Here is a 14979-nt window from a genome sequence, read left to right as displayed (position 1 = left end):
AAACTGCGCAGATAAGCGATATGGCAAAAGCAGTAGTGATTGGTTCTGGCATTGGGGGCATTGCGGCAGCCGTGAGACTAGCTGTGAAAGGATATTCCGTGACGGTGCTGGAGGCCAATGCCACTTTTGGAGGAAAGATGACGCAGTTCAGCCTACCCGGCGGTTACCGCTTTGATGCCGGACCCTCGCTGTTCACGCTGCCCCAACTGGTAGACGATCTATTCTCTCTGGCCGGCCGAAACCCCACAGACTACTTCCGGTACCAGCGCCTGCCCATTGTCACGCAGTACTTCTGGCCAGACGGCACCCATCTCACGGCCCACGCTGACTCTGAGCTCTTCGCGCAGGAAGTGGAGACTAAACTGAACGTCCCGAAGGCGCAGTTGCACCGGCACCTGCAGAAAGTGGCCCGGCTCTACCACGCCACCGCCCATACCTTCCTGCACAAGTCTCTGCACAAACTGGACACTTTCCTGAGCCCAGATGTACTGAAAACCCTTCCGGCCCTGCCGGAGCTGGGGCTCACTACCACCATGCACGCCGCCAATGCCCGGGCTTTCTCAGACCCGCGCCTGGTGCAGCTGCTTGACCGCTATGCCACCTACAACGGCTCAGATCCTTACCAGGCACCCGGCACTCTCAACCTTATTCCGCATCTGGAATTCAACATTGGCGCATTCTACCCAGAAGGGGGCATTTACGCCATCGCTGTGAGTTTAGTGAGGCTAGCGGAGGAGCTGGGGGTGGAGTTCAGGTACAAGGAGCCCGTGGAAGAAATCCTGCTCCAGGGTTCCCGCGCCACCGGCGTGCGCACCAGCCAAAACACTTATCAGGCGGACACGGTAGTCAGCAACATGGACGTCATGCCCACTTACCGCAGGCTGTTACCCCGTCATCCGGCTCCAGAACGAACCTTGCGGCAACCGCGCAGCAGTTCGGCGCTTATCTATTACTGGGGTATCTCGCGCTCCTTCCCGGAGCTGGACCTGCACAACATCTTCTTCAGCCAGGACTACAAACAGGAGTTTGAGCATATTTTCCAGAAGAAAACGGTAGCCGATGATCCTACGGTGTACGTGAATGTTACCTCCAAATACACGCCCACAGATGCACCTGCCGGACACGAGAACTGGTTTGTGATGGTGAACGTGCCGTATAACCAAGGCCAGGATTGGGACGCGCTTATTCAGAAAACCAGGCAGAGCGTGCTCCAGAAAGTAAGCAAAGCCTTAGGCACTCCCATAGAACCGCTTATTACCGCAGAAAAAGTGTGGGACCCGCGTGGGATTGAGGCAGACACTTCTTCTTTTGCAGGAGCTTTGTACGGCAGTTCTTCCAACAATAGAATGGCAGCTTTCCTGCGGCACCCCAATTTCACCAACAAGATCAAAGGTTTATACTTTGTGGGCGGTAGTGTACACCCGGGCGGCGGAATCCCGCTTTGCCTTCTTTCGGCCAAGATAGCGGCAGATCTGGTACCGGGTGTTTCCTCTCCTATTGCGGAATGATATAAAAGTTGCCCAAGCTTAAACTGCTGTTCCTGCCCAAGAAGCACTTGCCTGGCTTAAGTGCAGTTCCTTTGTCTACTTTCTTTAGAGGCGAAGCCTGAACCTCACGCATTTTCTGGTGTGGTCTCTGTTTTGGTGCGGGTTTACGTCTTACCTTGTACTACCTTACTTAATCTCTGCCGTAGTGCACATGCCCCAAGTTTCCCTTTTCTGGAAGGCTTTGCCCATTGTTTCGCCGTTTATGGTTTTCATGGGATGGCTCACGTGGCAGGCACAAGACAACGGCTTCTTTTGGGACAATATCTTGCTGGCCTCCAAGTATGGCCAGTGGTATTACCAGACTAGATTTTCAACGCTATTTGTGCCGGAGGAATTGGCTGGTTACCCGCCGCTGTTTGGCATGTACATAGCCGCCGGTTGGCACCTGTGCGGGAAGAGTTTGCCCGTGAGCCACTTTCTCATGCTTCCGTTTCTGCTGGGCATTGTCTGGCAAGTGTATTTACTGGTTCAGCGTTTTGTGGCTTCCAGGGTTTGGCTAATGCTGGGCATGCTCCTGGTCTTCTTGGACCCAACGCTGCTGGCTCAAAGTACCCAAGTGGCCCCAGATCTGGCATTGCTGTTCCTCTACCTAATTTGCCTCAACGCGCTTCTACGGCACCAATCGCTTCCTTTAGCCACCGCCCTGGTGTGTATGGCGCTGCTCAGCCCTAGAAGCCAACTCTTACTCCCCGCCGTTTATCTCACACAACTGTTCCTCCAGTGGCAAGAGAGTAAAACTATCTCTTTTCAAATCTTCATCAGAAATAGTAAAGTTTACCTTCCCGCGGCTTTCCTTCTTTGCCTTTGGCTGGGACTGCATTACTGGCACTATGGATGGGTAGGTTTTTCAAGAACTTCGGATTGGGGAGAGTACGCGGCTTTTGTCTCGCCCACAGGGTTCCTCCGGAACGTTGGTCTTATTGGCTGGCGCTTGCTGGACTTTGGCAGAATTGCGCTATGGTTCACGGCAGCAGTATTGCTCTGGCACTACAGAAAGCATCTCTCATCTTCTACCCAACAATTGCTCGTGCTTTTGTTGGTTCCATTGATCACCCAAAGTCTGGTGCTGGTTTGGTTTACTAATCCTATTGCGCATAGGTACTGGTTAATTATTTATGTGCTGCTAGGGATTCTAACCACACACCTGCTGGAGCAAATGGTTAGGCTGCGGGTAAAACAGGCAATCTACTTAGTTTTGGTCGTCAGTTTATTGAGCGGTCATTTCTGGCTGTACCCGCCTAAGATAGCCAAAGGATGGGATGCCACACTGGCCCATTGGCCGTATTTTGAGCTTCGCCGGGAGATGCTAGCCTATCTAGATCAACGGCAGATCAAGTGGTCGCAGGTGGGCAGTGATTTCCCTAACCTAGCGGCGCCCGCAGACACGGATTTGGCTTCAGACAGAAGACAGCTTTCTGCCAAAGACTTCGCTACCCAGCCTTATATTCTTTATTCTAATGTGCTTAATAGTTTCACAGATCAGGAGCTGGAGGCCCTGCAACGCCACTGGGTAGTAGTGCATGAGCTAAGCAGCGGCCAGGTATTCATGCGTCTGTATGCAAAAAGATAAACTAGCCGCTTCACGGGCTTCGCTCACTTATCATGGCCATTCTGTTTAGGGCTTGTTTTTGGAAAAAGAGCCCCTAAACGCACTACCTATTGTTAGAAGGAATTCTACTGCTCTCCCTAAGATTCTTAAACGGTTAAATATAGTTTTAGCTAAATATTATTATATTTACTTTCAGAGGTAGTAGTTCTCCCGGTTTTGAGATGATGAAGAAAGAACTCTTACGTACCGCCATGCGCTCTTTTTCAGCAAATGGAGTGAAAGGCTTAACAGAGCGTCAGCTGATGCAGGAGCATGTGCTGACTGCCGCAGAGTTCCATGAAGCGTTCAAAGACAAGGAAGATTTCCTCCGCCAGGCAGTAGAACTGTACCTGGAAGAGCAGAAAGAGGTCCAGCTTAGCCTGCTCAAGGAAGCGGATCACTCTATTGCCAAACTGATGCAAGTAATCAAGCACCATGTAGAGCAGTTGCAGCAGATCAATCCGGCCTTGTTTGTACAGATACAGTACCTGTACCCGCGCATTTGGTCTCTGTACCTCCGGCACGCACAAATGCATTCTTACTATTTGTTTTATGATCTGCTCAACAAGGGCATTCAACAACAGTTATTCCGGCCAGATCTCAATATTGAGGTAGTCACCAAGGTTCTGTTGGAGCAGATCAACATCCTTCTCAACCATGCTATCTTTCCGCCGCACCGCTACAACATGGCAGAGGTCTTCAGGGGTATCTTTCTGTATTACCTGAAAGGAATTTCTACGGAGAGAGGCAACAAGGAACTGGAAAACTTCTTTTCCACGTTCACACAGTAAGACCCATAACTAGCGCTAATTATGTTACAGTGTAATTAGCTCCCGGTGAAGTTCTATCTTTGCGGAGGGAACTACGGCTAAGGGCCTGGTTTATCTACTACTTTAAAATCTATGGCAGATGGCATTTAAGCAGACGGTGTTACAGGAATTGCTCACCCTAATGCGGCAGGAAGGACTTTCCCATTTAAATGAGCAGGAAATTATTAGCCGCATAGACATTTCTTCTGCCACGTTCAATGAGTTCTTCTCTGGCATGGAAGATATGGTTACCCAAGTAGTGGCATATGATCTGGAGATCCGAAAGCAAGAACATGAACGTCTGTTTGCTAATGAGCCTAGCCCATTGCGGCGACTGCTGTTAATGGTACAAGTGGGGCTGGAGGGACTGCGCGCCATTAGGCCTACGGCCTTGATGGAAACGCAGGAACTGTACCCTAAAGCCTGGGCGCTGTACTGGAACCACTCTAATGACTATACCGCCCATGTGCTGTACAAGCTCCTCAATGAAGGTATTCTGCAAAAAGAACTGCGCCGGGACCTGAACATCCAGCTGGTGACCAAAATCATGCTGGAACAGCTTACCCTGGTGGTAAACCCAGCTGTTTTCCCGCCGGAGCGATTTAATGTGGCAGAGGTATTCAGAAGCGTCTTCCTCTACTACATAAGAGGCATCTGCACCGAAGAAGGCACCAAGATAGCCGAAGAGTACTTCGCCGCTTTAAGATAATCTCCCTATAAAAAAGGCCTGCCCAATCTATTGGGCAGGCCTTTTCATGTAAGCAGGTGCTTTTGCTTAGCTAATAGACACCCGCACCTTTTGGGTGAATTCCCGCAGGGCCGTCTTGAAATCTGTGTTGTGGTCGCCCATGTGGTTCAGGATCCAGATAGCCCCAAACACGTGGGTCAGTTTCTCGCCTTCGTCTGCGCCTTCAATCTCAAAGGCAGGCGTTTCTTCATTGATCAATTGCTCTTCTGCCTCGCGCAGGCTTTCAATGGTCTGCGTTTCCACCAGTTTCTTAATAGCAGGTATCTTCATGATGTGTGCTTAGGCTAGTTTACGGACCATCTCCATGACATAATCTTCTTTGCTGGTAGCAGCGCCCTCTACCAACTCCCCGTTTTTGAACACGGCAAAGTAAGGCAGATTGGTTACGCCAGCCAATTTACGGGCCTCTGGGCTCACCTCGGCGTTCACGTCTACGAAAGCCACATTGCCAAACTCCTCATTGGCGGCCATACGCTTGAATTTAGGAGAAAACAGACGGCAGTTACCGCACCAGTCAGCGAAGTATTTTACCACCACACGTTCGTTGCTTTTCAGCACTTCTTGAAAATCTGTATCAGTAGCTTGAATAATAGCCATAGGGTACTATAATTTATTTTGGTTTAAATTACGTTCTTGCAAAGATAGCGTTTCTAGCCTACTTTTAGAATACATCACTGAACCAGCCCTGGTCACTGCCCGGCAGCAGGACTGGTGTTTTTACTACCTAAAAAGGTTATCTTCGCTATAGATGCGCATTTTTGCCTTCCCCACTTTTGTTACCGCATGTTTTTCTCTTCCGCCAAACGCACCCTTCTGTCTCTTCTTATCATAGCTGCACTGGCAGTGTCTGGTTTCACCCCTCTCTGGCCACAGACAGATATTGTCAACAGATTACTGGCCAAGCTTGAGGCCTGGAACACCAAGTTTCCGCAGGAGAAAGTGTACCTGCACTTAGATAAGCCGTATTATGCCGCCGGAGAAGACATCTGGTTTAAAGCGTACTTGGTCAAGGCCCAGGACCATGTCCCCAGTGCCTTAAGCAAAGTTTTGTATGTAGAGCTCATCACGCCAGAGAATACGTTCTATAAATCCAACGCCGTCAGTATTAACCGGGGAAGGGGCCAGGGGAGCTTTGCCTTGCCAGATGATCTCCCAGAGGGTACTTACCGCCTACGGGCCTTCACCAGCTGGATGCAGAACTTCCCTGAAGACTATATCTTCCACCAGAACATCACCATCTACAGCCCACGCAAGAATGATTTGGTGACCTCTACTGCATTCACCCACAAGCGGCAGTCTTCCGGAGACTCTATTCTGGTGAACCTCCGGCTCCTGAACCACCAGGAAAAACCACTGGGCAACACTAGCGTCTCTTATTCCACCAACTTTGACCGGAAAGCCTCTTCCAGAAAGGCCTCCACGAACGCCGAAGGCAAAACCATACTCCGCTTCTTTCTGCCAGACGGCGAAACCAAGAACCCCAAGCTGCACCTAACGGTAGAACAGCCGGGCGGCAACATCAACAAAACCATTCCTTTCCCCAGCCTGAAAGAACAGGTAGACGTGCAATTCTTCCCAGAAGGGGGCAATCTGGTGAGCGGTCTCTGGAATACCGTAGGCTTTAAAGCCGTTGACGCCAACGGATTGGGAAAAGACGTGCAGGGAGCAATCTATGACCAAAGCGGCCAGAAAGTAGCCGATTTAAAAAGCCTGAAATATGGCATGGGCCGGTTTGGGTTCATTCCTGATGCTTCTAAAAAGTATGTAGCCCGCCTTACCTCTGTGAAGGGTGCCGCCAAAGAATACCCTTTGCCTGCCCCGCAGAAAAAGGGCTTTATTCTGTCTGTAGACAACAAAGTACCCGATAAATTCAGGCTGAAGTTCTATATGCTGGGCTTCAATACAGACAGCACCGGTAAACCCAAGGCGCTCAACCTCATTGCTCAGGTACGGGGTCAGGTAGTATATGCCGCCGCCAGCCCCGTAGCCCGTGAACTCTTCCAAGCCGATATTCCACTGGACAAACTCCCCGCGGGCATTGTCCAATTTACGGTGTTTTCAGAAACCGGCGAACCCCTGGCTGAACGTCTGGCCTTTGTAAAACGCGCCCCGCAAGTACAGCTAACGCTTACGCCAGACAAACCGGCTTATAAACCCCGGGAGAAAGTGACACTGCAGGTGCAGGCCAAAGATGAAACCGGTGCTCCGGTGGCAGGGAACTTCTCCCTGGCCATCACAGATCAAAAAGCCGTTACGCCGGCTCCCAATGCGGCTTCCATTGTGTCTTACCTTCTCATGAGCTCAGACCTGAAAGGCCATGTAGAAGACCCTTCCTACTACTTCAACACTAATACCCCAGAGGCGGCCACCGCCTTAGACAACCTCATGCTCACGCAGGGCTGGCGGCGCTTTGTCTGGAAAGACGTGGTACAGGACAAATATCCGCAGATGAACTTTGCGGCGGAGAAAGGCCTCTATATCAGCGGTACCGTGAATAAAATAGCGGGTCTGCCAGACGCGTATGCCAGTGTCTCGCTCATGGACCTCAACAACCTGCAAACCACCATTACCGGCCAGGCCGATGGGCAGGGCAAGTTCCAGTTCAACCTAAACGGGTTCACAGACAGTGCTAATCTGGTGGTACAGGCAGGCAAGGGCATAGGCTCTCTGCTTACGTTAGACAATAACCTGCCGCAGCTGCAGGTGTTTCCGCAGGTACCTTATGAACCCGTTCCGGCTCCTTACTCCAATGAAGTGTGGGCGTATCTGCGCCGCAACCGCGAACAGCTGAAACTAGACCAGTTCTCCGGCAAAAGCGGTATTCTACTGCGGCAAGTGGAAATACGAGGCCAAAAGCAGGAAGAGCGGAAGGCTACCTCCAGCACCCTGTACTCTACCCCAGACCATGTCTTGAAAGGAGCTGAATTACCCAGAGGGCAAGACGTGATTCAATCTTTGCAGGGGCGCGTGGCAGGCCTGCAGGTAAGCAATGGGCAAGTAGTGATGCGCGGCGGCGGTCCAGCTATGTTTCTGTTGGATGGCATGCCCATTGACGCCGAGTTCATCAGAACCCTTACTGCTGACCAGGTAGAAACCGTTGAGATTCTGAAACCGGGCGCTTCCTCTGCCATGTATGGCTCCAGGGGCGGGAACGGAGTGGTGGCCATCACCACCAAAAGAGGTGGCTCAGACAATGGCTCTTCTTCTGTAACGGCCAAGCTGCCCGGCACCGCGACCTACCAAGGCTTGTATTACCAGAAACACCGCGAGTTCTACATGCCCCGCTATGACAAGCCCGATGCCAGCAACGTGGAGATGCCAGATTTGCGCACTACCCTCTACTGGAATCCATCTGTGCAAACCGATGCCGCGGGCAAAGGCACCGTCACCCTCTTCACTGCCGATCAGAAAACCACTTACCGCGCAATTCTGGAAGGTATGAGCCCAGACGGAAAATTGGGGCATCTGGTGGCTTCGTTTCAGGTAAAGTAATGCTTACTTAGCCTTGGTGGAATCTGGCTTACCACCAAAGAGCCCGCCACGGCCTCTTCTGGAGGCTTTAGTTTTCAAGGTGATCTGTTCTATGACCTTTTGCCGGGGAAAAGTGATGAGCCACACGCCCCGCACCTGACCGGCTTCATAGCCTTCTGGTTTGCCCAAGGCCGAGAACACCCTCAGCTGTGCCAGGCTCTGCGCCGAAAAGTCCAGCAGGCTAGGCTCATCGCAGCTGGCGCAATTACGCCGCCGGATCTGCAAAGGCTTGGTATACAGAATAGTTTGCTGGGCCACGTTTAGCTGGGCTTGGGCAGCGGGAACTTTAGCCCCACATAAACTCACCTGTTCTGGGAAAAACTTCTGCGCCTCAGCTAGGGAAGAGAAGGTTTGGCGTTGGAGGGTGGCGTTATACCGTTGCAGAATGCTGTTAACCGTGGGGAGCTTATCTGGTTGGGCAACAAACAGCTCCTGTTCCTTGGGTTGGCTCTCGGCTAATTGCAGAAAAGCACCTTCAATAAGGCCTACAATGGTATCTCCGGCCAGTACAGCCTGCTTTTCCATGTCTTCCTCTGTGATGCGTTTCACTTTGTGGCGTTCGGCCTCAACGGCCATTTCTTTGCCTCTCTCCAGTTTTTCCGGCTCACAGGCCACCGCCATCAGCCCTAAGACGGTGAAGGTAAAATATAGGCTCTTCTTGATCATGTATTGCATAGGAAATAAAGCGTCAGCGGCTTTTTAGCTCTTACAAAGATGGGGCATGCGTTGGTTTTACACAATGGCAGGAAGTAGCCTCCCCTTGTTGATACCTTTGCGTTTAGGGGCTATTTTTGGAAAAACAGCCCCTAAACGCAAAGGCAAAAGAAAAGCCCGCTGCCAATGCAACGGGCTTTTCCTGTAAAGGGATGTGATTTCTGGTTATTTGTTTTGCAGCACTACCGGCTCACCCAAGCCTAAGCTTTTGAGGCCTTCCAGCTGGGTTTTGGCATCGCCTACCACAACATACACCACTTTATTAGGATCAATGTAGTTGCCAATCATGCTTTTTGCCTGCGCGTAGTTCAGGTTCTGAATGGCTTGCTCCTCACGCTTGAGGTAATCTGTAGGCAAGTTGTATGTGCTGATGGTCTCCAGCAGGCCTACCAGGCTTCCCAACGTTTCGTATCCTAAAGCGGTTTGGCGCAGCAAAGCTCCTTTAGAGGTAGCCAGGTCTTGCTCTGTGTAGCTGGAACCGTACGTTTTCAGGATTTCGTCAATGGTTTGCAGAGACTCTTTGGTCACGTTAGTCCGCACGCTGGAAGAGGCCACAAACGTGCCTGGGGCGGTTGGCCGGCGGGAGAACGCGGAGAAGGCGCCGTAGGTGTATCCTTTCTGCAGACGCAGCACGTTGAACAGGGTAGAGGCAGAACCGGCCCCCAGCTTGTGGTTAATGGCCTGCATCACCGGATATTCCTGGGTTCCTACCGGCACGGCCAGGTACCCCGCATAAATCACCGACTGCTTGGCATCTGGCTGGTCAATGAAATACAGACGGGCAGCGGGTTTAGCGGTAGCGGTTACGGCGGTAGGCAACGTGACCGGTTTAGCGGCCCATTTCTGCTCCAGGCTAGCCAGCGCTTTTGTGGCATCGGCTTGCTTGATGTTACCGGCAATCTGGAAACTGGCCACGCTGGGCGAGAAGTTCTTCTGGTAGTACTCCTTCAGGTCTTGTAAGGTAATTCCCTGCACGGTTTCCAGGGTGCCGCTGGTAGGGTAGGCGAAGCGGCTGTCCTGGCCGTAGAGTACTTTGTTGAAGGCCAAGGAGCCAATGGCATTAGGGTTGGCCATGTTCTGCTTGATTCTGGTGAGGGCTGCCTGCTTGACTTTGGCAAACTCAGCCTCGTCCCAGCGTGGCTCCAGCAGAATTTCCTCCACCAGTTTCAGAACCTGCGGGAAGTTGCGGCTCAGGGTGTTGCCGGAGATGGTGATGTCTTCAGAAGATGAATTTACGTTGATGAACGCGCCCAGTTGCCCAATGGCTTCCTCCAGTTGCTGCGGCGTTTTGTTTTTGGTGCCCTCCATGAGCATGGCATCCACCAAACTGGCGGTACCAATTTTCTGAGGAGCATCTAGCTGCATGCCGCCTTTGATCTGAATGCTGAACTGCACCAGCGGAAGCTCATTCTGCTCAATGCCGTACACTTTCATGCCGTTCTTGAGCTGGTTGCTCCAGATAGCGGGCGCTTTAAAGCTGAAATTGTTGCTCAGCTCAGGCATTTTGCTGCGGTCAATTTTAGAGGCGGTTTTAGGGAAGGAAGTAGGCTCCTGACCGGTATTTTTCTCGGCGCCGGCCACCACTTTCTCTTCCACCACATCGGCTTTCACGGCACCTTTCACGGCCAATTCCTCTTGCCCTTTGGGCACGAAGCTGGTCATGACGTACGGTTTGCCTTTGATGTACTTGCGGTACACGTTCATGATGTCCTGTGCAGTCACGGCCTGGGTCATGGCAATGTCTTTCTTGGCAAAGCCTGGGTCGCCGGCAAATTCATTGTACTGGGCCAGCTGGAACGCTTTGTTCAGGAGGCTGGAGATGCCGTTGTACAGCGCAGTTTCCTGCTTAATCTTGAGGCGCTCCAGTTCTTTTTGGTTTACCCCTTCTTTCTCAAACTTATCCAGGGCGGCCATCACGGCCGTGTGTACATCGTCCAGATCTTTCTTGTCAAAGGCTCTTACGCTGATTCTGAACGTACCGGCAATCTCGCTGGAGCGGTTCCCCGCCCTGGCCCCGGGCGCCAATTTGCGTTCCTCCACAATCACTCTCTCAAAAGGTGAGTTTTTGCCGTCTGAGAGCAGGCTGCCCAGCATGTCTAGCGCGTAGGCGTCTTTGTGGTACTGCTCCACGGTGGGGAACACCATGGTAAGCTCCGGCAGGTTGGCGAAATTGTCCACGTGGAACAGCGACTTGGTGGCCGTCAGTTTGGCCGGCATGGCCGGAAGCGGCTTGGGCTCAGGCTTGGTGGCCAACTCCCCAAAATATTTCTCAATGAGTTTCTTGGCCTCGGGGGTTTCAAAATCGCCGGTCAAAACCAGGGTGGCATTGCTCACGCCGTACCATTGATCATAGAACTCTTTTACATCCGCTAAGGTGGCGTTCTGCAGGTCTTCCAGCGACCCGATCACATCCCAGCTGTACGGGTGGCCGGCAGGGTAGAGGTTCTTCAGAATCACGTAGTCTGTGTGGCCGTAGGGTTGGTTGTCTACGCGCTGGCGTTTCTCGTTTTTCACCACCTGCTTCTCGTTCTCCAGGCCCCATTCGCTCACGGTGTTAATGAAGAAGCCCATGCGGTCAGACTCCAGCCAGAGCACGCGCTCCAGGGCGTCTTTAGGCACTACCTCATAATACACGGTTCCGTCTTCAAACGTACCGCCGTTGAAGTTTCCGCCCACCTGATTGATGGCTTTGATGAAATTGCCCTTGCCCACATTCTCTGAGTTCTGGAACAGCATGTGCTCAAAGAAGTGCGCAAAGCCGGTGCGGCCCGCTTTCTCGCGGTTAGAACCCACGTGGTACATGATGGCCACGGCCACTTTAGGGTCAGATTTATCCTGGTGCAGCACTACGTCCAGGCCGTTGGGAAGCTTGTATTTCTCAAACTTGAGGTCGAACTGCGGCGTGGCCGAGGTTTTTGCGGCGGGTTTAGCCGTAGCTTTCTTCGCCTGCGCCCATACGGGTTGGCTTGCGCTCATGACCATGCCGCCCATTAAGACAGAGAGGCACGCGGTCTTTAATTTTTTGTTCATGGTATTACGGGAATAAAGGGGTCTTTTGGCGTTCTATTGGTAGTGCAAACGGGTCTTTTCTTACAGATTGTCCTGTTTTTAACAGGCGGCCCCAGGTGCGTTTAGCGGCTCTTTTTCTAAAATTAAGCATAAACCGTCTGTAGAACCGTTACTTATCCTTGAAGGTAAGGAAAATATTTACCTGTCTGTTTAGGCGCAAATATTTATATTAGCAATTGGCTATTCCCGGCCCGAAGGCGCAGAGAGTTGTTTCTGGTTTGAGCCTGTTTTGGGAAAAAGAGCCGCTAAACGGCTTTAAGAGCATATAAGTTGTCAAGGCGATGAGTGGGCACCGGCCCGTTGCTCCGGCCTTTACGCATCAGTTACATGAAGAACAGAAAGCTTATCCTATTCCTTTTCTGCCTGGGGTCTCTCCTGGCCTGGACCGCCCTGTGCCTCACTTACTTTGCCACCGGCCGTATAGAATGGCTCCGGTTGCTAACGTTCCTGGCCTCAGCCATTCTGGCCTATGTTGTGTACAGAAGAAAATGAAAAAGCGCCTCCTTTTTCTCCTGCTCTGGATAGCAGCCGTGGCTTCTGCCGGGGCGCAGACTCCAGAAACACCGGTGATCCCCAAAAACCAGTACGGGCTGCCAGTGGTTTCCTCTGTGGCTTTGTACCAGCAGCTGGTGGCGCAGCACCCAGAGCAGGAGTTGGTGGAGCTTGCTTCTTACATCCCAGGCCTGGTGCTGGACATTAAATATGCCACGGCAGACAATTTAGCCAAACAGCCGGTGTACACGCTGGCCACCGCCTACGCCCGCGAACCCGTGGCAGACGCCCTCAAAAAGATACAGGAAGAGCTGAAACCGCTGGGGCTGGGCCTCAAAATCTACGACGGGTACCGCCCGTACCAGGTCACGGTGAAGTTCTATGAGAAAGTACGTGATTCTGTGTTTGTGGCTTCGCCGAGGACCGGTTCCCGCCACAACCGCGGCTGCGCCATGGACCTGACGCTGATCCGGCTCCGGGATGGCAAGGAACTCAGGATGCCCACCGCCTATGATGCCTTCACGCCCAAAGCCCACACAGACTACGCCAAGCTGCCCCATAAAGTAAAGCAGAACCGCGATCTGCTCAAGCAGGCCATGCTCCGGAACGGTTTTCAGGTGTACCTAGACGAGTGGTGGCATTTCGATTTCAAGGAGTGGCGCAGCTTCCCCTTGATGGACATCCGGTTTGAGGACCTGAAGGTGCTTCAAAAATAAGCGTTCGGTTTGCGTTTAGGGGCTGTTTTTCCAAAATCGGGCCCTAAACAGGAAGCTAATCCAAATAAAACTTGCAGAGCTAGGCGGAAGGCGGTTATTTGCTCTTTCAGAGTTACTAACCCTTTTCCTCCGCTATGAGAAAACCTCTCCTCCTGAAGCCAACCGCGCTGTTGGCGGTTCTGTTTGCCCTTTTGATTTCATCGGCTCATGCCCAGCCCTCGCCCAAGCGCGAGTTCAGGGGCGTCTGGATTGCCTCTGTGGCCAACATTGACTGGCCCAGCCAGCCCGGACTTTCACCTGTGACCCAGATGCAGGAGTTCCGCTATATTCTGGACGAGCACCAGAAAACCGGCATCAACGCCGTGGTGGTGCAGGTGCGCCCCACCACCGATGCCCTTTACCGCAGCAAGAAAGAACTGTGGTCGCATTGGCTCACGGGCAAACAGGGGCAGGAACCCAATCCGCCGTACGACCCGCTGGCGTTCCAGATTGAGGAGTCTCACAAGCGCGGCATGGAGTTTCACGCTTGGTTTAACCCGTACCGGGCCACGCATGACACCATCAGTGCTAAGATCGCCAAAGACCATATCACCAGAACCAAGCCTGAGTGGTTTGTGCAATACGGCGGCAAGTACTACTTTAAACCCGGCCTGCCCGAAGTGCGCGAATACATCATTGGCATCATTATGGACGTGGTGCGCCACTATGACATTGACGCCGTACACTTCGATGATTATTTCTACCCGTACCCCACCAAAGACCCTTACCCAGACGATGAGGATTTCGCCAAATACGGCTCCGGCTTTGCCAGCAAGGCAGATTGGCGCCGCCACAACGTAGACGAGGTCATCAGGGTCCTGTCTGACAGCATCAAGAAAGAGAAGCCGTACGTGAAGTTCGGGATAAGCCCCTTCGGGATCTGGCGCAACCTGTCGCAGGACCCGCGCGGTTCAGACACCCAGGGAGGCATCAACAACTACGATGACCTGTATTCAGACATAAGAGGCTGGCTGGAGAAAGGCTGGATTGACTACAACGTGCCGCAGATCTACTTCCACATTGGCTATCCCATTGCAGACTACGCCAAAATGCTGGACTGGTGGGCGAAGAACAGCTTCGGGAAACACACCTACATAGGCTTGGGCACCTACAAAGTCAACAGTGACACCAAGTTCAAAGAATGGTCAGACCCGCGGGAAAGCGGAAGGCAGATACGCCTGAGCCGTGCCACCCCCAACGCCCACGGCCAGGTGTATTTCAGCTCCAAATCTGTGATGGCAAACCCATTGGGCGTACAGGACAGCCTGCGCCAGCATTACTACGCCAACCCGGCGCTCTTGCCCACCATGCCCTGGCTGGATAGCATTCCGCCGTTGGCACCCACAGACCTGAAAGTGCAGAACACCACGGCCGGCGTCTCCCTGTGCTGGACGGCTCCCAAAGCCGCCTCAGACGGCAATACCGCGCGGTATTACGTTATCTACCGTGTAACTAAGGGCCAACGCATCAATCTGGAGAACCCTGCCCATATTCTGGCGGTTCACCATGGCGAGGCTTCCTACACAGACACCTCGGCCAAAGCCGGTGAGGGTTTTATCTATGCCGTAACCGCCGCAGACCGCCTGCACAATGAAAGTGGTTTGTCCAATACAGTAGGAGGGAAGCGGAAGAAATAAAGAAGGAAGCTTCTTAAGCCGTTTAGACGGCCTTTTTCCCAAATCAGGCGTAAAACGGGTGGCTAGTCAGTCGCCCGTTTTTTATGAAT

The 14979-nt window shown here is 52.5% G+C and carries 11 protein-coding genes; 7 read left to right on the top strand and 4 right to left on the bottom strand.

What is annotated here, in order from left to right:
* Nucleotides 1–20: 20 nt before the first annotated feature.
* The 4 genes from crtD (at nt 21) to EFA69_RS03230 (ending at nt 4653) form a co-directional block, all read left to right on the top strand.
* Nucleotides 21–1508: a 1-hydroxycarotenoid 3,4-desaturase CrtD gene (crtD, locus tag EFA69_RS03245; protein ID WP_123131653.1), complete on the top strand. Its 1488-nt coding sequence runs from the start codon at nt 21–23 to the stop codon at nt 1506–1508.
* 190 nt (nt 1509–1698) lie between these two features.
* Nucleotides 1699–3117, top strand: coding sequence for a hypothetical protein (locus EFA69_RS03240; RefSeq protein WP_148041243.1), 1419 nt, complete (start codon nt 1699–1701; stop codon nt 3115–3117).
* 200 nt (nt 3118–3317) lie between these two features.
* On the top strand, nt 3318–3926 hold the full coding sequence (locus EFA69_RS03235) for a TetR/AcrR family transcriptional regulator (RefSeq protein ID WP_123131651.1): 609 nt from the start codon (nt 3318–3320) through the stop codon (nt 3924–3926).
* 118 nt (nt 3927–4044) lie between these two features.
* A complete protein-coding gene (locus tag EFA69_RS03230; RefSeq protein WP_123131650.1) occupies nt 4045–4653 on the top strand; it encodes a TetR/AcrR family transcriptional regulator in 609 nt (202 codons plus the stop codon).
* A gap of 66 nt (nt 4654–4719) precedes the next feature.
* On the opposite strand, the gene EFA69_RS03225 is transcribed toward EFA69_RS03230, so the two are convergent.
* Together EFA69_RS03225 and EFA69_RS03220 are read right to left on the bottom strand one after the other, a co-directional pair.
* A complete protein-coding gene (locus EFA69_RS03225) occupies nt 4720–4962 on the bottom strand; it encodes a DUF6952 family protein (protein WP_123131649.1) in 243 nt (80 codons plus the stop codon).
* A 9-nt stretch (nt 4963–4971) separates the two neighbouring features.
* The gene (locus tag EFA69_RS03220; protein WP_123131648.1) at nt 4972–5289 is read right to left on the bottom strand and encodes a thioredoxin family protein; all 318 of its coding nucleotides are present in this window, start codon (nt 5287–5289) and stop codon (nt 4972–4974) included.
* Nucleotides 5290–5475: 186 nt separating this feature from the next.
* Between EFA69_RS03220 and EFA69_RS03210 the strand changes: the two genes are divergently transcribed.
* Nucleotides 5476–8184, top strand: a complete 2709-nt coding sequence (locus tag EFA69_RS03210) for a TonB-dependent receptor plug domain-containing protein (RefSeq protein WP_183906675.1) — start codon at nt 5476–5478, stop codon at nt 8182–8184.
* A gap of 3 nt (nt 8185–8187) precedes the next feature.
* On the opposite strand, the gene EFA69_RS03205 is transcribed toward EFA69_RS03210, so the two are convergent.
* A complete protein-coding gene (locus tag EFA69_RS03205) occupies nt 8188–8889 on the bottom strand; it encodes a hypothetical protein (protein ID WP_148041242.1) in 702 nt (233 codons plus the stop codon).
* A 213-nt stretch (nt 8890–9102) separates the two neighbouring features.
* Nucleotides 9103–11967 carry a M16 family metallopeptidase gene (locus EFA69_RS03200; RefSeq protein ID WP_123131644.1) on the bottom strand — a complete coding sequence of 955 codons (2865 nt, stop codon included), beginning with the start codon at nt 11965–11967 and terminating at the stop codon, nt 9103–9105.
* Between the two features lie 527 nt (nt 11968–12494).
* Here EFA69_RS03200 and EFA69_RS03190 point away from each other — a divergent pair.
* Entirely contained in the window at nt 12495–13214 is a 720-nt protein-coding gene (locus EFA69_RS03190) for a M15 family metallopeptidase (protein WP_123131642.1), read from the top strand.
* Between the two features lie 134 nt (nt 13215–13348).
* Nucleotides 13349–14890 carry a glycoside hydrolase family 10 protein gene (locus tag EFA69_RS03185; RefSeq protein WP_123131641.1) on the top strand — a complete coding sequence of 514 codons (1542 nt, stop codon included), beginning with the start codon at nt 13349–13351 and terminating at the stop codon, nt 14888–14890.
* The last annotated feature ends 89 nt before the right edge of the window (nt 14891–14979 follow it).

Origin of the sequence: Rufibacter immobilis (assembly GCF_003721565.1) — a bacterium.
In the GTDB taxonomy this organism is placed as follows: domain Bacteria; phylum Bacteroidota; class Bacteroidia; order Cytophagales; family Hymenobacteraceae; genus Nibribacter; species Nibribacter immobilis.
Note: the sequence above shows the minus strand (reverse complement) of the source record. Positions and strands in the feature narration are given on the sequence as shown.

Excerpts from the sequence above, each read along its gene's own strand:
- crtD (WP_123131653.1), top strand. The coding sequence starts at position 21 with ATGGCAAAAGCAGTAGTGATTGGTTCTGGCATTGGGGGCATTGCGGCA.
- EFA69_RS03240 (WP_148041243.1), top strand. The coding sequence starts at position 1,699 with ATGCCCCAAGTTTCCCTTTTCTGGAAGGCTTTGCCCATTGTTTCGCCG.
- EFA69_RS03235 (WP_123131651.1), top strand. The coding sequence starts at position 3,318 with ATGATGAAGAAAGAACTCTTACGTACCGCCATGCGCTCTTTTTCAGCA.
- EFA69_RS03230 (WP_123131650.1), top strand. The coding sequence starts at position 4,045 with ATGGCATTTAAGCAGACGGTGTTACAGGAATTGCTCACCCTAATGCGG.
- EFA69_RS03225 (WP_123131649.1), bottom strand. The coding sequence starts at position 4,962 with ATGAAGATACCTGCTATTAAGAAACTGGTGGAAACGCAGACCATTGAA.
- EFA69_RS03220 (WP_123131648.1), bottom strand. The coding sequence starts at position 5,289 with ATGGCTATTATTCAAGCTACTGATACAGATTTTCAAGAAGTGCTGAAA.
- EFA69_RS03210 (WP_183906675.1), top strand. The coding sequence starts at position 5,476 with ATGTTTTTCTCTTCCGCCAAACGCACCCTTCTGTCTCTTCTTATCATA.
- EFA69_RS03205 (WP_148041242.1), bottom strand. The coding sequence starts at position 8,889 with ATGATCAAGAAGAGCCTATATTTTACCTTCACCGTCTTAGGGCTGATG.
- EFA69_RS03200 (WP_123131644.1), bottom strand. The coding sequence starts at position 11,967 with ATGAACAAAAAATTAAAGACCGCGTGCCTCTCTGTCTTAATGGGCGGC.
- EFA69_RS03190 (WP_123131642.1), top strand. The coding sequence starts at position 12,495 with ATGAAAAAGCGCCTCCTTTTTCTCCTGCTCTGGATAGCAGCCGTGGCT.
- EFA69_RS03185 (WP_123131641.1), top strand. The coding sequence starts at position 13,349 with ATGAGAAAACCTCTCCTCCTGAAGCCAACCGCGCTGTTGGCGGTTCTG.